Source organism: Rhizobium sp. 01N424 (genome assembly GCF_056399485.1).
The window spans coordinates 168,329-194,844 of record NZ_JBFTRK010000007.1; the positions used below are offsets into that span (position 1 = coordinate 168,329).

At 61.5% G+C, this 26,516-nt stretch carries 23 protein-coding genes; 8 read left to right on the top strand and 15 right to left on the bottom strand.

From position 1 onward, the window contains the following. Positions 1–525: 525 nt before the first annotated feature. The 7 genes from AC1DNK_RS18720 to trmFO all read left to right on the top strand — a co-directional run bounded on the left by AC1DNK_RS18720 (position 526) and on the right by trmFO (position 11,503). Positions 526–1,566, top strand: coding sequence for a fibrinogen-binding protein (locus tag AC1DNK_RS18720; RefSeq protein ID WP_112387989.1), 1,041 nt, complete (start codon positions 526–528; stop codon positions 1,564–1,566). Between the two features lie 140 nt (positions 1,567–1,706). Continuing rightward, positions 1,707–3,779, top strand: coding sequence for a hypothetical protein (locus AC1DNK_RS18725; protein ID WP_477942711.1), 2,073 nt, complete (start codon positions 1,707–1,709; stop codon positions 3,777–3,779). A 24-nt stretch (positions 3,780–3,803) separates the two neighbouring features. Continuing rightward, a complete protein-coding gene (locus AC1DNK_RS18730) occupies positions 3,804–6,227 on the top strand; it encodes a type I secretion system permease/ATPase (RefSeq protein ID WP_477942712.1) in 2,424 nt (807 codons plus the stop codon). A 6-nt stretch (positions 6,228–6,233) separates the two neighbouring features. Next, positions 6,234–7,580: an HlyD family type I secretion periplasmic adaptor subunit gene (locus tag AC1DNK_RS18735; RefSeq protein ID WP_477942714.1), complete on the top strand. Its 1,347-nt coding sequence runs from the start codon at positions 6,234–6,236 to the stop codon at positions 7,578–7,580. A gap of 82 nt (positions 7,581–7,662) precedes the next feature. Then, complete coding sequence (locus AC1DNK_RS18740) at positions 7,663–8,154, top strand: hypothetical protein (RefSeq protein ID WP_477942716.1); 492 nt, start codon at positions 7,663–7,665, stop codon at positions 8,152–8,154. 186 nt (positions 8,155–8,340) lie between these two features. Continuing rightward, the gene (locus AC1DNK_RS18745; RefSeq protein WP_477942718.1) at positions 8,341–9,999 is read left to right on the top strand and encodes a GNAT family N-acetyltransferase; all 1,659 of its coding nucleotides are present in this window, start codon (positions 8,341–8,343) and stop codon (positions 9,997–9,999) included. A 70-nt stretch (positions 10,000–10,069) separates the two neighbouring features. Beyond that, on the top strand, positions 10,070–11,503 hold the full coding sequence (gene trmFO, locus AC1DNK_RS18750; RefSeq protein WP_477942720.1) for a methylenetetrahydrofolate--tRNA-(uracil(54)-C(5))-methyltransferase (FADH(2)-oxidizing) TrmFO: 1,434 nt from the start codon (positions 10,070–10,072) through the stop codon (positions 11,501–11,503). A gap of 4 nt (positions 11,504–11,507) precedes the next feature. Here trmFO and AC1DNK_RS18755 read toward each other — a convergent pair whose 3' ends face one another. The 5 genes from AC1DNK_RS18755 to yajC all read right to left on the bottom strand — a co-directional run bounded on the left by AC1DNK_RS18755 (position 11,508) and on the right by yajC (position 16,220). Next, positions 11,508–11,978: a hypothetical protein gene (locus tag AC1DNK_RS18755; RefSeq protein WP_112518654.1), complete on the bottom strand. Its 471-nt coding sequence runs from the start codon at positions 11,976–11,978 to the stop codon at positions 11,508–11,510. 70 nt (positions 11,979–12,048) lie between these two features. Further along, the gene (locus tag AC1DNK_RS18760) at positions 12,049–12,900 is read right to left on the bottom strand and encodes a phytoene/squalene synthase family protein (RefSeq protein WP_477942722.1); all 852 of its coding nucleotides are present in this window, start codon (positions 12,898–12,900) and stop codon (positions 12,049–12,051) included. A 2-nt stretch (positions 12,901–12,902) separates the two neighbouring features. Continuing rightward, positions 12,903–13,289, bottom strand: a complete 387-nt coding sequence (locus AC1DNK_RS18765; protein ID WP_112518656.1) for an Mth938-like domain-containing protein — start codon at positions 13,287–13,289, stop codon at positions 12,903–12,905. Between the two features lie 3 nt (positions 13,290–13,292). Next, positions 13,293–15,836 (bottom strand): protein translocase subunit SecDF, encoded by a 2,544-nt coding sequence (gene secDF, locus AC1DNK_RS18770; protein WP_477942724.1) that lies wholly within the window; start codon positions 15,834–15,836, stop codon positions 13,293–13,295. A gap of 36 nt (positions 15,837–15,872) precedes the next feature. Further along, positions 15,873–16,220, bottom strand: a complete 348-nt coding sequence (yajC, locus tag AC1DNK_RS18775; RefSeq protein ID WP_112387978.1) for a preprotein translocase subunit YajC — start codon at positions 16,218–16,220, stop codon at positions 15,873–15,875. A 208-nt stretch (positions 16,221–16,428) separates the two neighbouring features. On the opposite strand from yajC, the gene AC1DNK_RS18780 reads away from it, so the two are divergent. Then, a complete protein-coding gene (locus AC1DNK_RS18780) occupies positions 16,429–17,301 on the top strand; it encodes an ATP-binding protein (RefSeq protein WP_112387977.1) in 873 nt (290 codons plus the stop codon). 74 nt (positions 17,302–17,375) lie between these two features. Here the strand turns inward: AC1DNK_RS18780 and AC1DNK_RS18785 are convergent, their stop codons facing one another. The 10 genes from AC1DNK_RS18785 to nagZ form a co-directional block, all read right to left on the bottom strand. After that, positions 17,376–18,980: a peptidoglycan DD-metalloendopeptidase family protein gene (locus AC1DNK_RS18785; protein ID WP_477942726.1), complete on the bottom strand. Its 1,605-nt coding sequence runs from the start codon at positions 18,978–18,980 to the stop codon at positions 17,376–17,378. 166 nt (positions 18,981–19,146) lie between these two features. After that, entirely contained in the window at positions 19,147–19,800 is a 654-nt protein-coding gene (locus tag AC1DNK_RS18790) for a protein-L-isoaspartate(D-aspartate) O-methyltransferase (protein ID WP_477942728.1), read from the bottom strand. A gap of 7 nt (positions 19,801–19,807) precedes the next feature. After that, positions 19,808–20,575, bottom strand: coding sequence for a 5'/3'-nucleotidase SurE (gene surE / locus AC1DNK_RS18795; protein WP_477942730.1), 768 nt, complete (start codon positions 20,573–20,575; stop codon positions 19,808–19,810). A gap of 4 nt (positions 20,576–20,579) precedes the next feature. After that, positions 20,580–21,863, bottom strand: a complete 1,284-nt coding sequence (gene serS / locus AC1DNK_RS18800) for a serine--tRNA ligase (protein WP_477942732.1) — start codon at positions 21,861–21,863, stop codon at positions 20,580–20,582. Between the two features lie 97 nt (positions 21,864–21,960). Beyond that, entirely contained in the window at positions 21,961–22,788 is an 828-nt protein-coding gene (gene tatC, locus AC1DNK_RS18805) for a twin-arginine translocase subunit TatC (RefSeq protein ID WP_112387972.1), read from the bottom strand. Continuing rightward, positions 22,785–23,453 (bottom strand): Sec-independent protein translocase protein TatB, encoded by a 669-nt coding sequence (tatB, locus tag AC1DNK_RS18810; RefSeq protein ID WP_477942734.1) that lies wholly within the window; start codon positions 23,451–23,453, stop codon positions 22,785–22,787. Before tatB ends, tatC begins: the two co-directional genes overlap by 4 nt. A 49-nt stretch (positions 23,454–23,502) precedes the next feature. Beyond that, entirely contained in the window at positions 23,503–23,694 is a 192-nt protein-coding gene (locus AC1DNK_RS18815) for a twin-arginine translocase TatA/TatE family subunit (protein ID WP_477942736.1), read from the bottom strand. A 187-nt stretch (positions 23,695–23,881) separates the two neighbouring features. Continuing rightward, on the bottom strand, positions 23,882–24,598 hold the full coding sequence (scpB, locus tag AC1DNK_RS18820) for an SMC-Scp complex subunit ScpB (protein WP_477942738.1): 717 nt from the start codon (positions 24,596–24,598) through the stop codon (positions 23,882–23,884). Further along, the gene (locus AC1DNK_RS18825) at positions 24,595–25,455 is read right to left on the bottom strand and encodes a segregation and condensation protein A (protein WP_112387968.1); all 861 of its coding nucleotides are present in this window, start codon (positions 25,453–25,455) and stop codon (positions 24,595–24,597) included. The genes scpB and AC1DNK_RS18825 overlap by 4 nt, the downstream gene beginning before the upstream one ends. Positions 25,456–25,475: 20 nt before the next feature. Further along, on the bottom strand, positions 25,476–26,489 hold the full coding sequence (gene nagZ, locus AC1DNK_RS18830; RefSeq protein WP_477942740.1) for a beta-N-acetylhexosaminidase: 1,014 nt from the start codon (positions 26,487–26,489) through the stop codon (positions 25,476–25,478). Positions 26,490–26,516 lie beyond the last annotated feature (27 nt).

The window sequence follows — 26,516 nt, forward strand, 5'->3', positions numbered from 1 at the left end:
TGCAAGACTTTTGACTTAGAGGTGGAGCGAAACGAAGCGGCCCAATTGCCCGCAAATGGGGGTGGCTGCATGCGGTTTCATTGCCAGCGAACAGAGGTCATCTTGAAACGCCTTGATCAGTCCGGGCGAGCGACAGTGAGTTCCAACGCGCTAGCCCGAATTGGTATCTAGGAAGCTCGGTTCTTCTCGGTCAAAGTCGTATTGTCGCTCAATTGCGGCACCGGAAACGCGGAATATCCCCTCGCGACTGCGATATCTCTGCTTTTCCATTGGGGCAACTCAAACAACTGAAAGCATGAAGTCTTCAATCACATGATTGCGGAGCTAGATCTGCGCGTCCTTGTACTGAGTTACGCGCAATCCAATACATCAGGTTTGGCCAACAAACCGGAATTGAACCGCAGATGACCAGGTAATGCATACATCTGCATATGAGTAATCAGTATCGGAGTAAGCGCGAGTAAAATCCCATTTGAGATGAGAGGGATTTCGCACACTGCTCCGAATTCCTTTGGAGGAAGCGAAATGAGCCAGAATTATCAGCCGGGCGGCGACACCGAGACCAATAACATCGGTGCGCTTGCAGACGGCTTCCTGGGCAATACCGCAATCAATGATCCGGACACTTCGGATAATTCCACCGCTTATATTGGCGGCCTCGCCAATGGCGACAATCGTGACAACACGACCAATACCGACAACAGCGATAATAGCGACAACAGCGACAACAGTGATCATAGCGACAACAGCTCGGATATCACCGTCGATGCGACGCTCGACCTGCTGAACGGCAACAATCGCGACAACAGCTACGATTGGGATTACGACAGCAAGACCACGAATACGACGACCAACACCAACATCAACGACGCTGATACCAATGTGAAGTCGGACTATGACTGGAGCTACGACAGCAAGTCGTACAGCGACAACGATATCAACACGAAGACCGACACCGACATCAAGACGGTCACCGATACCGACGTCAAGACGACCACGACATCGGACAGCTTCAATACGGCTGACAGCTTCAACAAGACCGACAACGACACGACGAACACTGCCGACAGCTTCAACAAGACCGATACCGACTTCGCGACCATTCACGACGTCAAGGACTTCGACAATCTTGGGGTGGCCGGCAACGACGTCAACTTCAACCTCGGCGACAACTTCTCCTTCACGCTTGACATCGACAACATCCTGAACGGTGCCTTCAACAACGGCAACGCCTTCAGTGCGATCCAGGCAAACCACCTGGCGGACCAGGACACGTCCTGGGGCATGAAGATGGATGCTTCCAACGCCGACAACAAACTGTCGGTGGATGGCGGTAACGCACATGGTGCTGACGGTATGGACCTCAGCCATCATGGCGGCTGGACCGGCGGCGCAGGCGACGACGTCAACGGTTCGAGCGTTGCGGACGCATCTGCGATCCTTGCGAATTCGGGTATCCACATGGAACTCGTGCAGGGCGCGAACATGCTCAGCAACACGTTCGATGCGATCGGACATGACTCGCATACCACGGGCCAGGACTCGCACGACGGCGGTGCCGCGTAACCTCAAGCAACGTCCAAGACCTGCTGCACCGGCGTTCGCGCCGGTGCAGTTTGGCGGCTTGAAACGCAGCACACGAGAGTATCCATGGGCGGATATGCTGCAGATCAGGCCGGACACCGTGTCAAACGGGAGGGGCCATCATGCATAGCGAGAAGATTTCCGAAATCATTGCGCACTTCATCGGTCTATTCGATACGGCGGTCGAAGAGGCGAGAGCACGCAATGCATATGCGGAAGGGGCACGCCCGAATGAGGACGTCGCCATCCAGCCCGAGGACGAAATCCGGGCGGCGGCGTTTTCATCGGATCTGCAACTCAAGGACTTCGACCCGAGCGCGCCGTACCGCTCGTTGGCCTACGACATCAATTTCGCCCACCCGCGCTTTTATGGGCACGCCTTCGAAGAGAGCCTGGCGAAGCTTTCCGATCTCGCGCATCGCGACTTCAGCGGCCTCCATTATATCCCGAGCTTCAGCATGCCCGGTGAAGATCCGGAGCTGCAGGTCTTTCAAGGACCGGGCTCGATGGTCGCGCATGTCGCGCAGGTGAACATCCTCTACGACGACGACTATCTGAACATGACGGACCGCGATGCCGAATTCCGGGATACGAGCTTCGTCACTGCGCAACTGCTCTATCTCCAGGAAAAGGCCGAAGCTGCGTCACCGTTCATCAGTCTCGACCGCACTGACAGCGCCGATGCGCTGAAGACGATTGCCGACAACATTCATACCTATGTCAACTCGGTCCTCGAGTCGGGAACACCCGGCCCTGACGGCGAGCTGCAGACTTATGGCAGCGACGACACCGATACGAGCGGGCAGACCTATAGCTATGTCGATGCAGGCCGCGACATCGGCGGCACCGAGCTGACAGGTGAAATCTACATCAACGGCAAGCTCGCCGATGCAGCGCCCGTTCTCGACGACTACATGCCTGACAGAGGCATCGCGAAGCCGCCGGAAGATCCCGAGACCGGCAAGACCGACCTGCCGATCGAGCAGCATAGCGGACCGCTCAACAGCCTCGACGTGGCCGCCGGCGCCAATGTGCTCGCCAATATCGTCGCCATCACCGATACCGCCGTCATATCCTCGGTGACCGCAGTGATGGGCAACTACCATCAGATCGACGCGATCTCGCAGAGTTACGTCTACAGCGACCATGACCATATCGACAGCATGTTCGACACCTCGGGAAGCGCCGCGACTGTCGCCAAGAACATCGCGAGCTTCCAGCGCAGCGTCTATGACGATGGCGGCTCTCAACACGCGACTTCAGCCGATACAGGTCACGACCCGATTTTCCCGACCGCCTGGCGCGTCAGCGTCGTCGATGGCGACGTGTCCTTCGTCAACTGGATCGAGCAGTATCACTTCATCAACGACAACGACACGATGACGATTACCGCCACCGGCACGGAAACAACCGTGCTGACGGGCGGCAACGCATCCGTGAATTTCGCGTCGATGTTCGGCATCGGCATGCAATATGATCTGGTGATCGTTGGCGGCAACGTCCTCGACATGAATGTCATTTCGCAGATCGCCGTCCTCTATGACAACGATTGGGCACGCGGCGAACCCGGCGCTCCGGGTGCGACCATCCAGTCAGGCAACAACCTGATCTGGAACCTGGCCGAAATCCACAATGTCGGCGCCAACGACCGTTTCCAGGCGATGCCAGACTATATGGTGCAGACGCAGAAAGCGATCGAAGAGCGTGACGCATCGATGCCGTCGGGGCTGGCGCATGACGCCAATTTCGCAGGCCAGGCCGGGCTCAACGTCCTCTACATCACCGGCAATCTCTACGACGTCAACGTCATCAAGCAGGTCAGCCTGCTCGGCGATTCCGACGACGTGACCCACGCGATCTCGGCGATCGCCCAGAACAACCAGAATGCCACGATCCATGTCGATACCGGCAGCAACGCTGTCGTCAATATCGCGCAGATCCTGGATTACGACACGTTCGGCCATACGACCTATCTCGGCGGACAGCTCTATTCGGATGCCATCCTGATCCAGAGCGGCCTCGTCGAACACGACACCTCCCAGCCGCAATCCGCGCCACTTGCAAATGAGGTCATCGCATTTCTCGGCGATGACGCAACGCATCACGCAGGCTCCGAGGACGCCACAATCAACGGCGGCCACGATCTTTCATGGACGCTGACCCACCCGGACGTGATGCAAGGCGTCACTGCATAGTTTTGAGTAGAGGGAAACGCTCCCATGAATCACATTCCAAAGAACACCTTCACCGGAAGCCGGACTTTGGGACTTGGCCGCCGCGGCAGTGCCTTCGACGAGGACATGACCGACGAGTGCATGTCGGCGATCGACGATGCGGTGGCGAACCTTCGCCAGCTAACGGCAAAGCGTGCTGCCGCAAGGGCTGCGGCACAGGCAGAATCCGCCGCGCGCGCCGATGCGGCGTTCCGTGCCGCTGCGGTTGAAGATATCGCCGAAGTTCCGGCAGTGGCCGCTGAGGCCGAACCCTCCGTGGTCATCGATGCAGAAGCGGACACCGTCGTCGAAGCAACGGCCGAGGTTGAGACCAAGACCGCAGAGCCTGCGATCGAGCTTGTCGCCGAAGAGCTCGCTCCGGAGCCTGAAATCATCGCGCCCGCAGAACCGATCGCCGCTGCTGAAGAACCCGTTGCGCCCGTGATGGAGAAAGTGGCACCGGTTGAGGAAGAGACTGTCGCGCGCCGGACGCCTGAAAGCCCGGAAATTCCCATTGCCATACCCGAGGCCGCGCCGGAACTGAAACAGAGCCCTGCCGCCATTCCCTTCGGCAAAACCATCGAAGGCAATACCGGTCCGCTGCAGGACAACGAACGCCGGCTGAAGACCGGTGGCGGCGGAAACGGCAAGGATACCGATTCAGGTGGCGGCGGCGGTGGAGGCGGCGGAAACGGCGCCAACTTCCACAAGCGCAGCGAACCGGTGAATTTCGCAGCCAGCCTCGCCAAGGGCATTGCCGCGATCCGGCGCAACATGGTGATCGTCATGGCCTTCACCATTGCGATCAACGTGCTGCTGCTGGCGATCCCGCTCTATCTCTTCCAGATCTCCGACCGCGTGCTGACCAGCCGGTCGATCGACACGCTCGTCATGCTGACGATCGCCGTGCTCGGCGCCGTGCTGATCCAGGCATTTCTCGATTCCATCCGCCGCTTCATCCTGATGCGCACGGCCGTCGAGCTCGAAGTGCAGCTCGGCGCGCCGATCCTCAGCGCCGCGGCCCGCGCCTCACTGCACGGAACCGGCAAGGACTATCAGATCCTGCAGGATCTGCAGCAGCTGCGCGGCTTCATCACGTCGGGCACGCTGATCGCCTTCCTCGATGCACCGCTGATGCCGCTGTTCATCGTCGTGGTCTATCTCGTCCACCCGCATCTCGGCATTATCATCATGGTCTGCTGCGCGGTGCTCTTCTTCATCGCCTATCTGAACCAGCGCTTCACGGCCCGCCCGTTCGCCGAAGCCAACGGTTATCTCAGCCGCGCGAATTTCCATCTCGATTCGATGGCCCGCAATTCGCAGATCATCAACGCACTGGCGATGATCCCGGAAGCCGTGAAGATGTGGGGCCGGGAAACGGCGGGATCGCTGAAAAGCCATGTCGCCGCCCAAGACCGCAACATCATCTTCTCGGGCATCTCCAAGGCCTGCCGGATGATCACGCAGGTGGCACTGCTTGGCTGGGGCGCGCATCTGTCGCTGTCAGGCGAGCTGACGGGCGGCATGGTCATCGCCGCTTCGATCGTCTCCGGACGCGCGCTGGCGCCGATCGAAGGCGCGATCGAAGGCTGGCATCAGTTCAACCGCTCTGCCGCCGCCTATGGCCGCATCAAACAGCTGCTGATCAATTCGCCGCTGAACTTCCCGCGCCTGCGTCTGCCCAATCCGGAAGGACGCCTCGACGTCGAGCGCATCCTCTTCGTTCCGCCACCACAGAAGAAGGTCATCCTCAACGGCATCTCCTTCTCGCTGAAGAAGGGCGAATCCCTTGCGGTCATCGGCAATTCGGGTTCCGGCAAGACGACGCTCGGCAAGATGCTGGTTGGTTCGATCCTGCCGACCTCCGGCAACGTGCGCCTCGACCTCATGGACCTGCGCAACTGGGATCAGCGGCAGTTCGGCGAAAGCATCGGCTATCTGCCGCAGGACGTGCAGCTGTTCCCGGGAACGATCAAGGCCAACATCTGCCGCATGCGCGACGATGTCGAAGATCACCAGATCTACGAAGCGGCCGTGCTTGCCGACGTCCATGAGCTGATCGCCAGCTTCCCGCAGGGCTATGAAACGGTCGTTGCCGCCGACGGTGCGCCGCTCTCCGGCGGCCAGAAGCAGCGTATCGCACTGGCCCGCGCCTTCTTCGGCAGCCCGAAATTCGTGGTGCTCGACGAGCCCAACTCGAACCTCGACACTCAGGGTGAGGCAGCTCTTGCCCGCGCGCTGATCCATGCCAAGAAGCAGGGCATTACCACCGTCACCATCACGCAACGCCCTGCCCTGCTGCAGTGCGTAGACAAGATCCTTCTGCTCAAGGATGGCTCGGTCGGGATGTTCGGCGAGCGTATGGAAGTGCTGCAAGCCATCCAGGGCAACAACAATAACAATCGTCCCCAGCCGCGTATCGAAGGTTAAATCGAAATGGCGAGTACCACTCTGCAGACGAGCAACAATCCCGTCGAATGGTATAGCGAGGTTCCGCGCTCGATCCGCTATCACAGCATCATCGGCCTCAGCGTCCTTGCTGCTTCCTTCGGCAGTTTCGGCGTCTGGGCCGGCACGGCGCCGCTGGCCTCGGCGATCATCGCGCAGGGCAGCTTCGTTGCCACGGGCAACAACAAGGTCGTCCAGCATCTCGAGGGCGGCATCATCAAGGACATGCGGGTGAGTGAAGGCGACGTCGTCAAGGAAGGTGACGTCCTCCTGACCCTCGACCCGACAGCGGCGCTGTCGAATGACCGCATGCTCAAGCTCCGGCGGCTGCGTCTGGAGGCGGTAGTCGCCCGGTTGCGGGCCGAAGCTGCCGGCGACAAGGATCTGAAGATCCCCGCGGTCGTCATGGCCGAGGCCAGCGATCCGGATGTCGGTTCGATCATCCAGAGCCAGAATATCGTGTTCCGCAGCAAGCAGGTCAAACTTGAAGAACAGCTGAACCTGATCGACAAGAACATCGCCTCGCTCGACTTTCGCTTCAAGGGTTATAGCGGCCAGAAGGATTCTTTCGAACGGCAGCTTTCACTGCTTACCGAAGAGCGCGATTCCAAGGCTCGCCTCGTCAAGGTCGGGTACATGCGCAAGACGGACCTTCTGGCGATCGAGCGCGCCATGGCCGATGCCATGGGCGATATCTCGCGCCTGCAAGGCGAGCTAAACGAGAGCGAAGCCGAAATCGCCAAGTTCCGCCAGGAAGCCGTTATCGCCGTCAACTCCAACAAGCAGGCCGCGCTCGATGCGCTTGAAAGCGCTGATTCCGATCTCGACAGCGTGCGCGAACAGGCCCGCGAGGCACAGGGCGTGCTCGAGCGGACAGTGATCCGTTCGCCCGTGAACGGTACCGTCATCCGCGCCTATTACCATACGGCGGGCGGTGTCATCACCACAGGTAAGCCGATCATGGAAATCCTGCCGGCGCATGTGCCGCTGATCATCGAGGCGCAGGTTCTGCGCACGTCGATCGACCAGCTGCATGAAGGCCAGACGGCCGCGATCCGCCTTTCAGCGCTGAACCGGCGCACGACGCCTGTTCTCAACGGCAAGGTGTTCTACGTCTCGGCGGACTCGATCGAGGAGAATGCCGGTCTGCAGACCAAGGATGTCTATATCGTCCGCGTCGAAATACCGGATTCGGAGATTGCCAAGGTGCATGGGTTCCATCCGGTACCCGGGATGCCGGCCGATGTGCTGATACAGACATCGGAGCGGACATTCTTCGAATACATCACCAAGCCGATCACCGACAGTATGTCGCGGGCCTTCAAGGAGCGCTGACCGCCCTAATACGAAGAGATTAGAAGCCTCCCGTTCCGATCTGCAGTATTGTCCTTCACGGGATCGGTTGTTGGAGGCTTCTATGGCGGCCATGTCTGACGTGCTGTTGCGGGTTGGGCGCCTGAACTATGTCTGGACCAATACCGAAAGCCTGCTGATCTATGTCATCGCCCACCTTCTGAAAGTGGAGAAGGATGCGGCGATCGTGGTGTTCCTGACGCTGAATACCACCCGCGCCCGGATCGACCTTGTCGAGCGCCTCGCCAAACTTCCCTCAACGCCGCCGGCGGACCGCAAGGCGGTGCTTCAGACGATGGGCCGGCTGAAGCGGGAATCGCGGATGCGCAACAAATACAATCACTGCATCTATTCGTTCGACGACAACGGCCAGATCTCGTCCACGCAGCTGATGCGCCTTGTCGAGGACGACAAGGAAATCCGCTACGGCAAGGTCGAGCAGCTCGATGAGAAAGAGATCCAGGCGCTGGAACACTCGATCGCCGAGATCGTCGCTATCAGCAAATCGCTCTGGGAATTCATCCACGCCAGCGAGCATGCGTCGGCCAACATCTGATCCTATAAAACAGCAGGCTTGCCAAACACATCGGCAAGCGCCGGGATTACCCGCTCAGGGCCCCATAACCCGCAAATGCTAGCCCGATTTGATGCCGGTGTTTTATCCGAACGGCATATTTGATGGCCGCCGTTTCCCCATAGAATGCAGGCTCCCGAACTGTGTAAGGGGTGTTGGGAGGGGGCAATGCGCATTGACGTGATCGACACGGACGCTGGATTCGACCAGCTCCGCGAGCAGTGGGACCGGGTCTATCTGCAGGACCCCCACGCACAGCATTTTCTCTCCTGGATCTGGCTCAGATCCTATCTTGCACGGCGGAACCGCTGGTTTGTTCTGGCCTTGCGGGAAAAGCCGGAAGGTTCACCTTACGTCGCCTTCTTTCCGTTACGGGTTCTTACCCAGCATGACGAAAAGACCGGCCTGTTCTTCGACGAGATCGTAATGGCGGGCAATTATTCGGCTGATTATGCCGGGTTTCTCGCTGATCCCGCCTATGAGCGGTTCGCCATCGAAGGCTTCGCGCGTTATCTCAAGCAGCAGAATTGGACGCATCTGAAGGTCGAGTATTTCTATGGATCGCCGGAGCGGCGCAAAGCCTTCCTGCGCGAACTCGAAGGTCCGGACGTGATGTTTCGCGACAGCGCGATCCGCAACGCCGACAATATCGACAACTGCGTCTGCCCCGTCGTCCTGTTGCCCGACAGCTTCGATGGCTATCTCGACAGCAGCATGAGCAGCCAGTCGCGGCAGAAGCTGCGGCGCTTCCTACGCAAACTGGATGGTGGCGAAGAGTTCCGCATCACCATGGCGACCCCGGAGACGATCGATCGCGATCTCGACATCCTCTTCCAGTTCTGGCGGACGAAATGGCTGGCGAAGAAGGGAGTGGAACGGATCGACAAGCTGATCAGCGCGACACGCACGCTGCTGATGGACAGCTTTGCGACCGGCAATCTCGACGTGCCCGTTCTCTGGCATGGCGACCGGCCACTCGGCGTGCTTGCCAATATCGTCGATCGGCAGAAGAAAGCCATCCTGTTCTACATCACCGGCCGCGACGAGGAATGGAAGACGCCCTCGCCCGGTCTCATACTGCACGGCTACTGCATTCGCCGCGCCATCGCCGACGGTTTTGCGACCTACGATTTCCTGCGTGGCACAGAGCCATACAAATACATGTTCGGTCCAGAGGAGCGGCAGCTTTCCTGCACCGTCTTCCGCACGCGAACTGGCCAGAATCTCGGTGGTATCATCAACCGGCGGAGCATCGACTTCGTCTATGAGCGGGCGCTGGAAATGTACCGGCGCGGCGAGAAGGCCTATGCCGAAGTGGCATTCAAGCAGCTTGCGTTTACGGTCCCCGGCCATATCGGCGCCGAATTCGGTCTCGCCAGCCTGGCGTTCGACAAGGGTGAGCTGCACGGGGCCGAGGCAGGTTTCACGGCGCTTATCGGACGGGTCAAGGACGTGGCGCCCGTCTATCTGAAGCTCGGAGAAACACAACTGGCGCTCGGCAGCTATGACGCGGCGGCGCTCACCTTCGGCAAGATCATCCAGAACGCACCCTTCGACGCGCAGGCGCATTACAAGCAGGGTGTGGCACTCGCCGGCGCCGGACGCAAGGAGGAAGCGGCGCGCGTGTTCTCGATGATCGAGCGTTACGATTTCGAGGACGCGATGCAACAGACCTATGTCGAAAAGTCACGCGATGCCCTTCGGCGCATCGTCAGCGAACAGAGGCCCGCTCAGAAGGTCAGGGCAGCCAAGCCGAAGAAAGTCGCGAAGCGGCCGATGCAGCGTCCCGTCCATCTCCAGTTGGAAAGGGAACCGGCCTTCAGCTGACTTCCCGCAAGCGATCGCTTTTTGAACGCGGGAGTTTCCTGCGTCGGCAAGCCGTGATAATCAGCCGCGCATGAACAAGACCTCTTCCCATTCCCCCATCCACGTCGTCGGCGGCGGCCTTGCAGGCTCCGAAGCAGCCTGGCAGATCGCCCAGGCTGGCGTACCCGTCATCCTCCACGAGATGCGCGGCGTCCGCGGCACCGACGCACACAAGACGGACGGCCTTGCCGAGCTCGTCTGTTCCAATTCCTTCCGCTCCGACGATGCCACCAGCAATGCCGTCGGCGTCATCCATGCGGAAATGCGCCTGGCCGGTTCGCTGATCATGGCCTGCGCCGACAAGCATCAGGTACCGGCAGGCGGCGCGCTGGCCGTCGACCGCGACGGCTTTTCGGATGCTGTGACCAAGGCGATCCACGAGCATCCGCTTGTCACCGTGGTGCGCGAGGAAGTCACCGGCCTGCCGCCGAAGGAATGGGATCTGGCGATCGTCGCCACCGGCCCGCTGACGGCGCCATCGCTTGCCGAGGCCATCCAGGCTGAAACCGGTGCCGATGCATTGGCCTTCTTCGATGCCATCGCGCCGATCGTCTACCGCGAAAGCATCGACATGGATATCTGCTGGTATCAGTCGCGCTACGACAAGGTTGGCCCCGGCGGCACCGGCAAGGACTATATCAACTGCCCGATGGACGAGGCGCAGTACAACGCCTTCATCGACGCGCTGATCGCGGGCGACACTGTCGGCTTCAAGGAATGGGAAGGCACGCCCTATTTCGATGGCTGCCTGCCGATCGAGGTGATGGCCGAGCGTGGCCGCGAAACGCTGCGCCACGGGCCGATGAAGCCGATGGGGCTCACCAACGCCCACAATCCGACGGTCAAGGCTTATGCCGTGGTTCAGCTGCGCCAGGACAATGCGCTCGGCACGCTCTACAATATGGTCGGTTTTCAGACGAAGCTGAAATACGGCGCCCAGGCGGATATCTTCCGAATGATCCCGGGCTTGGAAAATGCCGAATTTGCCCGCCTCGGCGGCTTGCACCGCAACACCTATATCAATTCACCGACGCTTCTGGACAGCTCCCTGACGCTGAAGTCGCGGCCGGGCCTGCGCTTCGCCGGGCAAATCACCGGCTGCGAAGGCTATGTCGAAAGCGCCAGCGTCGGTCTTCTGGCCGGACGTTTCGCCGCTTCCGAGCGGAAGGGCGAAGAGGTCTCGCTGCCGCCGTCCACGACGGCCCTTGGCTCGCTGCTCGGCCACATTACCGGCGGCCATCTCGTCACCGACGAAGAGCCCGGCAAGCGGTCGTTCCAGCCGATGAACATCAATTTCGGGCTGTTTCCCGAATTGCAGCCGGGCTCGATCGTCAAGCCTGAGGGCGTCAAGCGCTTCCGCGGCAAGGACAAGACGATCATGAAGCGGCAGCTGATCGCCAAGCGGGCGCTTGCGGATTGCGCAGAATGGCTCGGCCAGAGCGTGCCGCTGGCCGAAAGCGCCTGACGGCTTACTGATTGCTGGCTGCCGGCGCATCTGCCGGCGGCAGCACCAGATCGGCATCGGCGACATAATTGCCGAGCAGCCACAGCGAGACCTCGGACGCCTCCTTGGCGGAAACGAATTCGAAGGTGCTGTTCTGATGCGGGTGATCGAGGAACTCGATCACCAATCCTTTGCCTGTCTCCGAGCTTGCAACCCGCACCCTGCCCGGCTGCAGCACATGGCAGGAGAAGTGCCGGTGCATGCTGCGCATGAAGCCGGCCTTGTTGTCGTGCAATCTGACGAACACCACCTGGCCATCGGCCGTCGCCTGAAGCTGGCGGATCGCCTCGTGCGGAAAGGCGCGGTTGAACTCGAGGATCGCGAGCCCCATGTCGCGCAGCCCCTCTTCTTCCTTGTTCTGCGACGCCATGCGTGTCGCGACGAAAGCCAGGAGAAACAGGCCAGCGAAAATGATCGACCAGATGATAATGCTCAACGCGGTCTCCAATCCGGAATTGCGGTTGCCGCCTTATAATGCCCGAGGCTTGCGCGAGTTTGAACTCGCCTCAGATTTTCTTGCGCATCAAGGCAAAGGTCATTCGCAGCTGACGGCGCCATTGCGGCTGCTGCAACGGCCTGTCGAACAACGCCGCCCCTGCCCGTTGCGCCCTTGCCAGCACCGGCCCGGCAAGCGTTGCCGGCAGGAAAGCCGGAAAGACGGAGGGCGGGATTGCCGCCTTTTGTGCCTTGGCGAGATGATCGCGGCCGAGCCCGGCAAAGGCTTCGATCGCTGCGGAAATTCGTGGCTTATCGGTGCCTGCGATGAAACTGTCGCGGTCGAGGCCGGTCGCGCTCAGGATCTCCAGCGGAATATAGACCTGGCCGCGGTGGCGGTGCAGCGGCATCAACAGCAACATACCGGAAATCGCCTGCGCAACGCCCGCATGTCCGGCGGCATCGGCGGATTTCGTCGCGTCCTCCGGCGACAATACCAGGCTTGCCAGCTGGATCAGCGCCGAGGCGGTTTCGCCCGCATAGCCTTCCAGCGAAGAGCGGCTCTCCATCGGATCGTCATAGAGATCGAAGATGCGGGCTTCGATCATGTCGACCAGCGTCTGCCGCGGTAGGCGGTGGGTTTCGATCGCGCTCAGAAGCTCGGCGGCGGCGGGATTTGCTTCCGTCGAGCCATGGGCGCTGCCCTCAAGCAGATCGCGCCAATATTGCATGCGCACTTCCCCCGGCAGGGGCTCATGCACGAGATCGCGGATCTTGGCGAGCTCGGCATTGAAGGCATAGAGAGCGACAAGTGCGGCACGCTTGTCCGTCGGCGACAGCAGGCTTGCGAGATAACGGTCCCGGTCGCTGTCGCGCAGCATCGCCAGGCAGATCTCCTGGTTGGTCATTGTCTGCTCGGCCATGGTCAGACCGCGATCAACGCTGCGGCGACGGCCCGCGATTCGGCCAGCATGATATTGTAGGTGCGCACGGCAGCGCCGGTGCTCATCGGATCGGACGAGATGCCGCGGGCCTTCAGCGCCTGCTTCAGCTCGGGCGGCAGGCGTTTCAGTTCCGGGCCGGTGCCGACCAGCAGCACTTCGATATCGCCGGCCTCTTCGAGCACGCGGATGAAATTTTCGGGCGAGAGCGGCTTCGTCACGTCCATCTCCCATCCATAGATGCCCGAAGGCAGGCAGAGGATAGAGCCGCGATGCGACATGTCGGCGAAGCGGAAGCCGCCGTTTCCATAGCTGTCGATGGGCGCCCGGCCGGGAAAATGTGCCGCGCGGATTTCGATGCCTCTTGCCATGACTTAGACTGTAGCCTTTCCGGGTGCGCCGCCCGCGGTCTCGTTTTCGTCCTCGTCGTCATAGGATTTCGGGCGAAGCCTGAAAAGGATCAGGACCGGCGCAGCAATATAGATGGAGGAAAACGTGCCAACGGCAACACCGAAGAGCATGATCAGCGCGAAGGGACGGATCACTTCGCCGCCGAACAATGTCAGCGCCAGAAGCGCTAGCAGCGTCGTGGCCGCCGTCAGGATGGTGCGCGACAGCGTCTGGTTGATCGATGCATCGATGAGGATCGGCAGCGGCATGCGCGTGTAGCGCTTCAGGTTCTCGCGCATGCGGTCGTAGACCACCACGGTATCGTTCAGCGAGTAGCCGACGATGACAAGCAGCGCGGCAATGCTCGTCAGATTGAACTCGATGCCCGTGACGACGAAGAAGCCGAGCGTCAGGATGACGTCGTGCAGCGTGGCGATGATGGCGCCGATCGCAAACTGCCACTCGAAGCGGATCCAAATATAGATCAGGATCGCTGCCAGCGATGCCAGAACGCCGAGCGTTGCCGTTCGCGCCAGTTCTCCGGAGACGGCCGGGCCGACGACATCGACGCGGCGGAAATCATATTCGTCCTGCAATTCGCTGCGAACCAGCGAGATCGCCGATTGCTCGGCGTTGTCACCGCCGCCCTGGGACTGGAGGCGGATCGCAGCACTGTTCGGATCACGCAGGCGCTTGACCTCGACGTCGCCGAGATTGAGCTCACTGAGCCGCGAGCGGATATCTTCGAGATCGGCAGGTCCCTGTTTCGAGCGTGCCTCGATCAGCGAGCCACCGGTGAAATCGACACCGAGATGCAAGCCGGATGCGGCGACGCCCAGCATGCAGACCAGCGACAGCGCGGCAAGCGCCGTGAAGCTGTAGCGGCGGATGCCCATGAAGCGGATAGAGGTGCCGTCGAACACGTCGGTGTGCACGCTTTTCGGCAGATGCTTCAAGCGGCGGCGGCGCACCCAGGCCTCGACCAGCGGACGAGTGAACAGGAATGCGGTGAATGCCGTCGTGACGATGCCGGCCGCCAGCGTTACGGCAAAGCCGCGGATCGCATCGCTGCCGAGATAGAAGAGGATCGCCGACGCGATCAGCGTCGTGATATTGGCATCTACGACGGTCATGAAGGCGCGCGAATACCCCGCCGAGATCGCCTGATCGAGATGCAGTCCGGCTTTCAACTCTTCGCGGATGCGCTCGTAGATCAGCACGCTGGCATCGACGGCAATGCCGATCATCAGCACGATGCCTGCAACGCCCGGCAGCGTCAGCGGTGCGCCGAGTACGCTGAGAACGGCGATGATCATCAGGACGTTGACGAGCAGCGCAAGGCTGGCGATGACACCGAGCATGCCGTAGAGGCCGATCATCAGCCCAGCAACGAGGACGGCGCCGATAATGCCGGCCAGCAGACCGGCGCGGATCGCGCCGCCGCTGAGCCCCGGATCGATCGTCCGTTCCTCGACGATGGTCAGGCCAGCCGGAAGAGGACCGGAGCGTAGCATTGCGGCCAGATCCTCGGTCTCATCGGGTGCGTAAGCCAGCGGAATGCGGCTGCTGTCGCCCACCTGCAGCTTGCTGATTTCGGGCGCCGTCAACACCTGGTCGTCGAGAAGGACGGCAAGCGTGCGTCCGGCATTCTTCTGGACGAGATCGGCAAAGCGCCTGGACCCGTCGAGATTGAAGTTGAAACTCAGGAACGAGTCGTCGGGCGAATTGCCCGGCTCGACGGCAAAGTCGCCGAGATCCGACTGGTGCATGACCTCGGCGCGTTCGACGAGATAGGCGATCGGCGGATCGTCCTGCGAGTAGACGATCTCGGAACCGGCGGGAACAGTGCCTGCCATGGCATCCTGCGGCGTCACGCTCGCATCGACCAGACGGAAGGTGATCTTGCCCGGCTGGCTGAGCAGATCCTTGAAGCGCTGCGGATCGCCGAGACCGGGGATCTGCACCGTCAGCCGGTCGCGGCCCTCGGTGGTGATCACAGGATCGGCTCCACCGGCTTCGACGGCGCGATGCGCGACGATGGCGATCGAGCGTTGCAGAGCCGATGCCAGGTCGCGATCGATCGACTTGCCAGAGATTGCAAGGTTCAGCTGCCCGTCGGCGCTCTTCGTGATCGTGAAATCGGCATCTGCCGATCCGCCCGAGGCGACTGCCAGCGGCGAAAGCAATGATGCGGCCTGGTCGGTCTGCGCGGGATCGGTGATGCGGACCTGGATGGTCTGATCGTTGCCTGCCAGACCGGTATAGCGGATATTCGCGTCGCGAAGCCGCGAACGGACACTGGCGACGGTGTTTTCGAGCCGGTTCTTGACGATATCGGCCCGCTCAACCTTCACCACCAGATGCGCGCCGCCCTCGATATCGAGGCCCGGCGTCAGCGCCTTATGCGGCAGCCATTGCGGCAGAGAAGAAAGCGTATTGGCGGAGAAGAGATTTGGCGCGGCGGCCAATGCCGCCGCGGCGACGACAAGCCAGATCAGAAATGTTTTCCAACGGGAAAAGTGGTGCATGCTGCCTTTCCGATCCGGCTCGTCTGAAGCCGGTCTTTATGCGGCGTCTGCCTTGACGGGCTCGCCCTTGACGCGGACGTCTGCAATGCCGCTGCGGACGACGCGAACGCGAACGCCATCAGCAATTTCCACTTCCACTTCCTTGTCGTCAACGACCTTCGTGACCTTGCCGACGAGACCGCCGGCAGTAACGACCTGGTCGCCGCGGCGAATGGCGGAAAGCGTCTCAGCGCGCTTCTTGGCCTGGGCGCGCTGCGGACGGATCAGCAGGAAATACCAGACGACCATCAGCGGCACGAACAGGATGATCATTTCGAAGCCGGAGCCGAATGGCGACGCGGCAGTATCCGTTGCGGCCTGGGCAAATGCCGGGGTGATGAACATTGATAAACTCCTCAGCTGCGGGCGGCGAAATTCCGCCTCTCTTTTCAGTGGCCGGACTATAGTTGCGGTAAGAACGAATGCAACAAAAACAGCCGTGAGGCGTACCGAATCCGCCGCCTGATAACCTTTCGGCTGTGGAAAGGCCATGTTACGCCGCCATGAAAGACAAGAGGCGGTTCGCCGCAGTCTATTTTCAGGAGGACATAGCATGGCTGAAGAGATCAACAGCGTCATCCTGCAGGAACTGAAGCGGCTGACGGCAGCCGTCGAGCGGCTTGCCGGGCCCGCCCCTGCCGTGAACGACTGGAATGCCGCGGACTGTTTCGTCTGGTCGCCCGCACGGCAGCATCTGCAACCCGTCGCGCGGCCAAACCGCGTGGCGCTGACGCTCATCCGCGGCGTCGATCACGTGCGCGATATCCTGCATGAAAACACCGTGCGTTTCGCCGACGGCTTTCCGGCCAACAACGTGCTCCTCTGGGGCGCACGCGGCATGGGCAAGTCGTCGCTGGTCAAAGCGGTGCATGAGGATGTCAGGCGCGAAAGCGGCGTTTCGCTGAAGCTGGTCGAGGTTCATCGCGAAGACATCGCCAGCCTGCCTGCCCTTCTCGACCTGATGAAGGATGTGCCGCACCGGATCATCGTTTTCTGCGACGACCTCTCCTTCGATCATGACGACACGGCCTACAAGTCGCTGAAGGCGGCATTGGATGGCGGCGTCGAAGGGCGGCCTGACAATGTGCTGTTCTATGCCACGTCCAACCGCCGCCACCTGCTGCCGCGCCACATGATGGAAAACGAGCAGTCGACGGCGATCAATCCGTCGGAAGCGGTGGAAGAGAAGGTATCGCTGTCGGATCGCTTCGGCTTGTGGCTCGGCTTCCACAAGTGCAGCCAGGAAGACTATCTGACGATGATCGACGGCTATGCCGATCATTTCAAGCTGACGCTCGATCGTGACAAGATGCGGGCCGAGGCCCTGGAATGGGCAACGACGCGCGGCGCGCGCTCCGGCCGTGTCGCCTGGCAGTATATCCAGGATCTTGCCGGCCGCATGCGCATCAATCTTTCCCGCGACTGATGCCGCTGGCCCTCGCCCAAAACGCAAAAAGCCCGGCGCAAGGCCGGGCTTTCGCATTTCCCCGTACGCGCTAACTATTCGAGGAAGGTGATCGGGTTGACCGGCGAAGCATCCTTGCGGACTTCGAAGTGGACCTGCGGCTGCTTGACGTTGCCGCTCATGCCGGAGACAGCGACGGTCTGGCCGCGCTGGATCTTCTGGCCGCGGGTGACGCTCAGCGTATCGGCATTGCCGTAAACGGTGACCGTGCCGTCGTCGTGGCGGACGAGAACGGTGTTTCCGAGTTCCTTCAGGCCGTTGCCTGCATAGATGACGACGCCGTTTTCAGCGGCCTTGATCGGCGTGCCCTGCGGAACCGAGATGTCGATACCGTCGTTGCGGCTGCCGTTGACGTTGGCGCCGTAGGCGGCAATGACCGCACCGCGAACCGGCCAGCGATATTTGCCGATGCCGGTTGCCTCAGGCGCCGCGGAAGCAACATCGGACTTCTTCTCGACTTCATCGACGGTCTGCGTGGCCGCAGGCGCCTTGTAGCCGGCAGGCTGGTTCGACGCGGTCTCGGTTGCGGCTGGCGCAGCAGCCTTCGGCTCTGCGGCCTTGGCCGGGATCGAAGCCGTCTTCATCTGGTCGGTTCCGGCAGAGCCGCCCGGAATGGTCAGCGTCTGGCCGATGCGGATCGAGCTTGCCTGCAGATTGTTGGCCTGCTTGATAGAGTCGACGCTGGCGCCGGTGGCCTTGGCGATCTTGGCGAGCGAGTCACCCTGCTTGACGGTATAGCTTCCGGCGCCGCCGGGAGCCTTGCCGCCGGCAGCCGCGACCTTGCCCATGGCGCCTTCAGCCGTTGCCTGCGACTTGTCGCGAGCCGTATTGGCGCCCGGCAGAACGGCGACGTTCTGTTCCGGCGTTTTGTAGGGCTCCGGAGCCTTGCCCGGCTTGGAGAGATCGGCCGTCTGCGAGGCGGCCTTGGCTGCATTGCTGCCACCGTTGAAGGTCGGGATCAGGATCGACTGGCCGGGCTTGACGGCCGAAGCGGACTTCATGCCGTTTGCACGGAGGATCTCGTTTTCAGGAACACCGTAGCGGCGTGCCAGCACAGCGAGGCTTTCGCCCGGACGAACCGTGACGGACGGAGCGTTAGCTGCAGACCAGCCGGTTGCCTTTGGCGTCGAACCCGTCGTCAGCGTGTCGGGCGCAGCAAGCTTCGGAGCGGCCTGCAGCTTGCGCGGCGCGGAAGCCTGCGATGCCGGGAACGGCTGAGCCAGTGCTTCCTGGCGTTCGCGGGATGCGACGGGAGCAGCTGCGCCCGGTGCCGAGAGCTCGGAACGCTGAACCGTGACCGGCGCCGATGCGATGCGGGCATTGGAGCGGATCGCGCCAGTGGAAGCCGGGTAAGGCTGATTGTACGACTGATTGCCGTAGGACTGATTGTTGTTGCCGTAGGCCGGCTGCATGGCGCCACCGCCCTGCATGTCGCCCTGCGGTACGGGATCGCCCTGCAGTCCGCTCATGCTGCGGCGCGGGACCGAACCCGTTGCCATCTGATCCTGACCGGAGCCAAAAAGACCACCGCTGAAGCGCGAAACATCTGAACTGCAGCCTGTCGCCGCACTCGCCAACAAGGCGACGGCCAGAAGATTGAAGGCCGATTTTCCGAACTTTGGCGATACACAAAAACTCATGATACGACCCACTCACAACGCAACCATTTATGGGAGTATTAAAGCGCGTTAGTATTACCACGCGGTTAAAGCGCTGGAATTGGAGCAGTTTTTTAGAGGAATTGATAACCATAGTCTTGCGGGTGAAAAATCGCACCCCGCGAAAGCGGCACGAAATGCGCGCAGATCAGAGCTGCGAAGCGACCCGCGGAACGATCGGCAGATAGGGAACGGTGAAGAGTTCCTCGCGCTCGAAGCGGCTGCCGGTTTTCGTCAGCCGCACCATCCGGCATTCGTCGTCCGATATCATCAGCGGCGCGATCATCGATCCGCCGGAGACCAGCTGATCGGTATAGACGCGCGGCATCGAGGCGAACGCGGCGGTCACGAGAATGCGGTCGAAGGTGCCCTCACCCTGCAGGCCGTTGCTGCCATCGGCCTGGCGGACGATGATGTTGCGCAGGCTGAGCTGATCCATGCGCTTCTGCGCATTGACCACCAGCGTCTTGTAACGGTCGATGGTCAGAACCCGTTCGGCAATCCGGCCCATGACGGCGGCCATGAAGCCGCTGCCGGTGCCGACCTCGAGAACGCGCTGGCCGGGCTTGACCTTCAGATGATGGAGAATGCGGACGGCAAGATCGACGCCTTCAAGAAACGAGCCGCACTCGATCGGGATCGTCCGTGTTGAATAGGCCTCATCGGCAAACTGCGCCGGGACGAAACGCGAGCGCGGCGTCTGCTCGACCGCCGTCAGAAGATCGATATCGGAAATACCTTCGGCCCGCAGTCTCAGGACGAGAGCCGCAAAACCTTCCTTCTCGACCAACTGTGACGTCAATGCCTGCTTACTCCGTAACCGAAAGCGCCCGCTCGACGCGGTCCTTCACGGAATAATCAGTCAGATCCAGTTTCAAAGGTGTTACCGAAATCTTATTATGCTTCAAAGCGTGGATATCGGTGCCTTCGGCGAAGGCGCCGGCACGCTCGCCGAACTTCAGCCAGTAGTAGGGAAAGCCCCGGCCATCCGAGCGTGCGTCGACCTGCAGATTGAAAGCGAGCTTGCCCTGTGCGGTAACCTCGACCCCATCGACGTCCTCAGGACGGCAGTTCGGGAAGTTCAGGTTGAGGAAGGTGCCCTCGGGCAGATCGACATTCATCAGCTTCTGCAGCAGAGCCGGTGCATGCGCCTCGCAGACCTCCCACGGCACGACGCGAGCGCCATCCGCATAGACATAGGCCTGGCTGAGCGCGAAGGAGCGTACGCCCTGCATCGTGCCCTCGATGGCGCCGGCGATGGTGCCGGAATAGGTCACGTCATCAGCAACGTTGGAGCCGGAGTTGACGCCCGACAATATCAGGTCCGGCTTGATGTCCATGACCTGCCTGACGCCCATGATGACGCAATCGGTCGGCGTGCCGCGCAGCGCGAAGTGCTTGTCGGAAACCTTGCGCAAGCGCAACGGCTCCGACAGGCTCAGCGAATGGGCAAGACCGCTCTGATCGGTCTCGGGCGCGACGATCCAGACGTCATCGGAGAGAGTGCGCGCAATCCGGTCAAGGGCTGCGAGGCCTTCAGCATGAATGCCGTCGTCATTGGTGAGCAGAATGCGCATCTCTTCAAGCCGCCCGTTCGATCTTCTTCAAGCCGCCCATATAGGGCAGCAGCACATCGGGGATCGTCACCGAGCCGTCTTCGTTTAGGTAGTTTTCCAAAACGGCGATCAGGCAGCGGCCGACGGCGGTACCCGAGCCGTTCAGCGTGTGAACGAACCTGGTGCCCTTCTCGCCCTTGACGCGGTAGCGCGCATCCATACGCCGTCCCTGGAAATCGCCGCAGACCGAGCAGGACGAGATTTCGCGGAAGGTGTTCTGTCCCGGCAGCCAGACTTCCAGATCGTAAGTCTTGCGGGCGCCGAAACCCATATCGCCGGTGCAGAGCGTCATGGTGCGGAAATGCAGGCCGAGGCGCTTCAGCACCTCTTCGGCACAGGCCGTCATTCGCTCGTGCTCGGCGACCGCGCTTTCCGCATCGGTGATCGAGACCAGCTCGCACTTCCAGAACTGGTGCTGGCGCAGCATGCCGCGGGTATCGCGGCCGGCAGAACCGGCTTCCGAGCGGAAGGAAGGGGTCAGCGCCGTGAAGCGCAGCGGCAGCTTTTCCTGTTCGAGGATTTCGGCCGAGACGAGGTTGGTGAGCGTCACCTCGGCGGTCGGGATCAGCCAGCGCCCATCCGTCGTCTTGAAGAGATCGTCGGCGAATTTCGGCAGCTGGCCGGTGCCGAACATCGCCTCGTCGCGCACCATCAGCGGCGACGAGACTTCGGTGTAGCCATGCTCGCCGGTATGCAGGTCGATCATGAACTGGCCGAGGGCGCGTTCGAGGCGCGCCAGCGGACCGGTCAGGACCGTGAAACGCGAGCCGGACAGCTTGGTGGCACGGTCGAAATCCATGTAGCCGAGGGCTTCGCCGATTTCGAAATGCTCCTTGGGCGCATGGTTCCAGCGCGGCTTTTCGCCAACCGTGCGGGTGACGACATTGCCGCTCTCGTCGGCGCCGACGGGGACGTCGTCGAACGGGATATTCGGGATGCGCGACAGCGCGTCGTTGAGCTCGGCGGTGAACTGGCGCTCGTCGTCTTCGGCAGCCGGCAGCGTCACCTTGATGTCGGCGACTTCGGCCTTCAGTTTCTCGGCAAGCTCGGTGTTCTTCTGCGCCATCGCCGCGCCGATCTCCTTCGAGGCGGTGTTGCGGCGTGACAGCAGGTCCTGCGCCTTCTGCACGGCGGAGCGGCGCTTCTCATCGAGGGCTACGAGGGACTGGGCCAAGGCGTCCGCACCACGCTTTGCAAGCGCGGCGTCTAGAGCCTCGGGGTTCTCACGGATCCATTTGATATCGAGCATTGTCGTTCCGGGTCGTTACAAAACAGGAACCGGCCGGAGCCTGACCTGGCTGCGGCCGGAAGATACGGAAGCGTACGGGAAGAGATTGCGAAGCCGCTCAGACGCTGTCCGTGTTGGCAACATCCGCGGATCGTTCCGCCTCTTCGACCGACTGCCGCGCACGCTGGCGCTCGACGAGTCGAGCCGCGTGGATTGCAATCTCGTAGAGAAGGATCGTCGGCAGTGCAAGACCGATCTGGGACATCGGATCGGGCGGCGTCAGAACGGCAGCGACGATGAAGGCCATGACGATCGCGAACTTGCGCTTTTCGGCAAGCCACTGCGAGGTGAGCAGCCCGACGCGGGCAAGCAGCGTGGTGATGACGGGGAGCTGGAAGACCAGGCCGAAGGACAGCACCAGCGTCATGATCAGGCTCAGATATTCCGAGACCTTCGGCAGCAGCGAGATGGCGACGTCGCCATGGCCCGGTGTCTGCTGCATGGCCAGGAAGAACCACATGACCATCGGCGTGAAGAAGAAATAGACGAGTGCGGCGCCGAGCAGGAACAGGATCGGCGAGGCGATGAGGAACGGCAGGAAGGCCGCGCGCTCGTTCTTGTAGAGGCCGGGCGCCACGAACTTGTAGATCTGCGCGGCAATGATCGGGAATGCGATCACCACGCCGCCGAACATGGCGACCTTCACCTGCGTGAAGAAGAATTCCTGCGGCGCCGTGTAGATCAGCTGTGCCTTGTCGACATCCATGCCCGCCCAGATGACCGCGAGCTTGTAGGGATAGACGAGGTAGTTGAAGAGATGCTTGGCAAAGAAGAAGCAGACGATGAAGGCGATGAAAAACGCGCCGATCGACCACATCAGCCGCCTACGCAGCTCCATGAGGTGCTCGATCAAGGGCTGCGGCTTGTCTTCGATATCGCCGCTCATGCCTCATCCTTTTTCGTTGCCGCTGCCTTCTTCGGAGCAGCTGCGGTCTTCTGTGCTGGTGTGGCCTTTGCGGCCACGGTCTTGGCAGGCGCCTTTGCCGGGGCGGCCTTGGCGGCCGCAGTCTTTGCCGGAGCGGCAGAGGTCTTGGCAGCCGGTGCAGGCTTTGCCTTGGCCGCGGGAGCGGCAGCCACGGGCTCAACCTTTGCAGCAGCCACGGCACGCGGTTTGCGCACAGCCTTCGGCTTTTCAACGGCCACGGCAACAGCCGGCTCGGGCAGCGGCGCCACGATCGGCGGCGTTTCCGGCAGGCTCATTGACGGTTCCGGGACGCTGACAGGCGGCACGTCGGTCTTGTTCTCGACCTTGGTGGCGCTCTGCAGGTCTGCCTTGATGTCGTTGCCCATCTGGCGCAGCGGGTTCATCGCCTCGCGCAGCGTATTGGCCGGGTTCAGACGCTGGGCGTCGGCGAGTGTCTGACGCACCTCGTCGAGATCTGCCTCACGCAACGCCTCGTCGAACTGTGCGCGGAATTCACCGGCAACCTTCTTGGCGCGCTGGGTCATCTTTCCAAACGCACGCAGCATCGGCGGCAGGTCCTTCGGACCGACCACAACAATCAACACGACCGCGATGACGAGCAGCTCGGTCCAGCCAATATCGAACATTCAAGGCTCCTGGATGGGAAGCGGGGCAAGCCACCCGTTTCCGGACTGGTTACTTCGTTTCGTCGGCCTTGTGATCGACGGTCTTGCCGTCAGCCGGCGCGTCCTCGTCGTTCATGCCCTTCTTGAAGCTCTTGATGCCCTTGGCGACGTCGCCCATCAATTCCGGGATCTTGCCGCGACCGAACAACAACAGCACGATGACCAGAACGATCAACCAGTGCCACATGCTAAAAGAACCCATTACGCATACTCCCTGTTGCGATGTCTCTTCGATGTAAGAGTTTCCGCCATCGTTTCCAACACCAAAATTCCCCTTGGATTGACGCTTAATGTCACGGCTTCGGCCATTGTGACAAGTCATTGCGCCATCGAATTATGGTGATCACTATTGTTTTCGCCCTCGGTGTCAAAACAAAGACCAGCAACCGCTAATCTTCGGAGGCGCCGCCGGGCGCAAGAAGCCCCAATTCCTCCAGATCCATCTGGGTGATCGGGTCCTCATCCTCCGTCAGTTCATCGCTCATCAGCGGCGACGGAATATTGAAATTCGCCGGGATACGGCCAGAGAGCAGCCCTGCCCCCTTGAGCTCTTCGATACCCGGCAGATCGCGCAGCTCCTCGAGGCCGAAATGGTCGAGAAAGTCCCGCGTGGTGCCGAGCGTGACGGGACGGCCGGGGGTGCGGCGGCGACCCCGGAAACGTACCCATCCGGCCTCCATCAGCACATCGAGCGTGCCGCGCGACGTCTGGACACCTCTGATGTCCTCGATCTCGGCACGCGTCACCGGCTGATGATAGGCGATGATCGCCAGGACCTCGAGCGCGGCCCGCGAAAGCTTCTTCGCCTCGTTCTCATCACGGCGGATCACAAATGAGAGATCGGCTGCCGTGCGGAAGGCCCAGGCGTCGTCGACCTGGACCAGATTGACCCCGCGCGGCGCATACTGTTCCTTCAGCCGGAGCATGATGGCGCGGACATTGAAGTGCTTGGCAATGCGATCGGCAATGAAGGCTTCGGAAACGGGCTGCGACGAAGCGAAGACCAGCGCCTCGGCTATACGCTCGGCCTCGAGCTCCGCCTGGAAATCCCGGCTTTCGATGCCCTCGCCTTCCTCTCCGCCGATATCGCCATCAGGATGGATCACAGCGGCGTCTCCTGCTCGATAACTTGCAATGTGGCGTGCTTCGGTCCGCGGCGCATGTAGAGCGGCTCAAAGGCGCCCTCTTGGCGGATTTCGAGCTTGCCCTCGCGCACCAGCTCCAGCGACGCCGCAAAGGCGCTGGCGATCGCCGTGACGCGTTCTTCCGGCGAGGTCATGTAGCGCAGCAGATAGTGCTCCAGCGCCGTCCAGTCGGAAACGTCACCGATCATCCGGGTCAAGAGCTCGCGCGCTTCGGTCAGCGACCAGACAGTGCGCCGGGCGATCGTGACCTGTGTGACCGCCTGGCGCTGTCGCAGCGACGCATAGGCAGTCAGGAGATCGTAGAGGCTGGCATCGTAGGCGGACCGGTGGCGATCCGGGATATGCTCCGGCGCACCGCGAGCGAAGATATCGCGGCCGAGACGGTTGCGGTTGACGAGACCGCTGGCGGCCTCACGCATCGCTTCCAGGCGTTTGAGGCGGAAGGCGAGCGTTGCCGCCATCTCCTCGCCCGACGGGCCGTCGTCCTTGATCTGCTGCGGAATCAGGAGGCGCGATTTCAGATAGGCAAGCCAGGCCGCCATGACGAGGTAATCGGCGGCCAGTTCGATGCGGATGCGGCGGGCGCTGTCGACAAACAGCAGATACTGCTCGGCAAGCGCCAGAACCGAGATCCGCGACAGATCGACCTTCTGATTACGCGCGAGATAAAGCAGCAGGTCCAACGGGCCCTCGAAGCCCGCGACGTCGATCACCAGCGCCGGCTCGTGGGTGGCGCGTTCGGCCCCGTTATCCTGCCATAGCTTATCCATCGGCGTTGCTGACGACGGCGACCGCTCGGGACCCTTGACTACGTTCAACTCAGCCTCGCTTCCAGTTTTCAGACGGTGGCGAACATCGCATCGAATTCACTGCGGATTGCCGCTTCCTCGGATTGGTCGGGCTTCGGCATGCCGGCCAGGACAGCGTCGGCGCGCTTCAGCGAAGCGTCCGACAGGACCGGTACGTTGGCGACCACCTGAAGCATCTCGTCCATGTGGCCGTTGCAATGCAGCACGATATCGCATCCGCCCGCAATGATATTCGCCGCGCGTTCGCCGATCGTGCCGGCCAGCGCGTTCATCGACGTATCATCGGAAAGCAACAGGCCGTTGAAGCCGATATGGTTGCGGATGACGCCGTCGATCACCTTGCGGGAGGTGGTTGCCGGATTGCTGTCGTCGATCGCGGTGAAGACCACGTGGCAGGTCATCGCTGCGAGTTCGTCCTTCATGGCGATGAAGGGCGGGAAGTCGTGGGCTTCGAGCTCCTCGCGCGAAACGGTGACGACGGGCAGCTCATGATGGGAATCGGCAAAGCCGCGGCCGTGGCCCGGCATATGCTTCATCACCGGCAATACGCCGCCGGCCTTCAAACCATCGCTGGCAGCACGGCCCATCGCGGTCACCGTCTGGGGATCGCCGCCATAGGCACGGTTGCCGATGACGTTGCTGCTGCCTTCGACCGGCACGTCGAGCACCGGCAGGCAATCGACATTGATGCCGAACGTCAGCAGATCGAAGGCGTGCAGGCGCGACATCAGCCAAGCGGCACGAAGCCCCTGCTCCCGATCCTGGCGATAGATGTCGCCGAGCGCCTGACCGGATGGATAGTGCTGCAGGATCGGCGGACGGATGCGCTGGACGCGGCCGCCCTCCTGGTCGATCAGCACAGGCGCGTGCCAGCCGACGCTTTCGCGCATCTCGGCGACGAGATCGGCGATCTGCTGCGGCTCGGAGATGTTGCGTCCAAAAAGAATGAAGCCCCATGGGCGCTCGGCCCTGTAGAAGGCCTTTTCTTCCGGGGTCAGTGACAGGCCGCTACAGCCCAGGATCATCGCTTTTGATTCGGTCATACCCGAATCATAGAGGTGCCGAGGCGA

What these genes read in the sequence shown, in the direction of transcription:
- trmFO (WP_477942720.1), top strand. Translation starts at nt 10,070, where the DNA reads ATGAACAAGACCTCTTCCCATTCCCCCATCCACGTCGTCGGCGGCGGC.
- nagZ (WP_477942740.1), bottom strand. Translation starts at nt 26,489, where the DNA reads ATGACCGAATCAAAAGCGATGATCCTGGGCTGTAGCGGCCTGTCACTG.
- secDF (WP_477942724.1), bottom strand. Translation starts at nt 15,836, where the DNA reads ATGCACCACTTTTCCCGTTGGAAAACATTTCTGATCTGGCTTGTCGTC.
- AC1DNK_RS18785 (WP_477942726.1), bottom strand. Translation starts at nt 18,980, where the DNA reads ATGAGTTTTTGTGTATCGCCAAAGTTCGGAAAATCGGCCTTCAATCTT.
- AC1DNK_RS18780 (WP_112387977.1), top strand. Translation starts at nt 16,429, where the DNA reads ATGGCTGAAGAGATCAACAGCGTCATCCTGCAGGAACTGAAGCGGCTG.
- AC1DNK_RS18740 (WP_477942716.1), top strand. Translation starts at nt 7,663, where the DNA reads ATGGCGGCCATGTCTGACGTGCTGTTGCGGGTTGGGCGCCTGAACTAT.
- AC1DNK_RS18745 (WP_477942718.1), top strand. Translation starts at nt 8,341, where the DNA reads ATGCGCATTGACGTGATCGACACGGACGCTGGATTCGACCAGCTCCGC.
- AC1DNK_RS18730 (WP_477942712.1), top strand. Translation starts at nt 3,804, where the DNA reads ATGAATCACATTCCAAAGAACACCTTCACCGGAAGCCGGACTTTGGGA.
- AC1DNK_RS18725 (WP_477942711.1), top strand. Translation starts at nt 1,707, where the DNA reads ATGCATAGCGAGAAGATTTCCGAAATCATTGCGCACTTCATCGGTCTA.
- serS (WP_477942732.1), bottom strand. Translation starts at nt 21,863, where the DNA reads ATGCTCGATATCAAATGGATCCGTGAGAACCCCGAGGCTCTAGACGCC.
- yajC (WP_112387978.1), bottom strand. Translation starts at nt 16,220, where the DNA reads ATGTTCATCACCCCGGCATTTGCCCAGGCCGCAACGGATACTGCCGCG.
- surE (WP_477942730.1), bottom strand. Translation starts at nt 20,575, where the DNA reads ATGCGCATTCTGCTCACCAATGACGACGGCATTCATGCTGAAGGCCTC.
- tatC (WP_112387972.1), bottom strand. Translation starts at nt 22,788, where the DNA reads ATGAGCGGCGATATCGAAGACAAGCCGCAGCCCTTGATCGAGCACCTC.
- AC1DNK_RS18735 (WP_477942714.1), top strand. Translation starts at nt 6,234, where the DNA reads ATGGCGAGTACCACTCTGCAGACGAGCAACAATCCCGTCGAATGGTAT.
- AC1DNK_RS18765 (WP_112518656.1), bottom strand. Translation starts at nt 13,289, where the DNA reads ATGGCAAGAGGCATCGAAATCCGCGCGGCACATTTTCCCGGCCGGGCG.
- AC1DNK_RS18760 (WP_477942722.1), bottom strand. Translation starts at nt 12,900, where the DNA reads ATGGCCGAGCAGACAATGACCAACCAGGAGATCTGCCTGGCGATGCTG.
- AC1DNK_RS18720 (WP_112387989.1), top strand. Translation starts at nt 526, where the DNA reads ATGAGCCAGAATTATCAGCCGGGCGGCGACACCGAGACCAATAACATC.
- AC1DNK_RS18815 (WP_477942736.1), bottom strand. Translation starts at nt 23,694, where the DNA reads ATGGGTTCTTTTAGCATGTGGCACTGGTTGATCGTTCTGGTCATCGTG.
- tatB (WP_477942734.1), bottom strand. Translation starts at nt 23,453, where the DNA reads ATGTTCGATATTGGCTGGACCGAGCTGCTCGTCATCGCGGTCGTGTTG.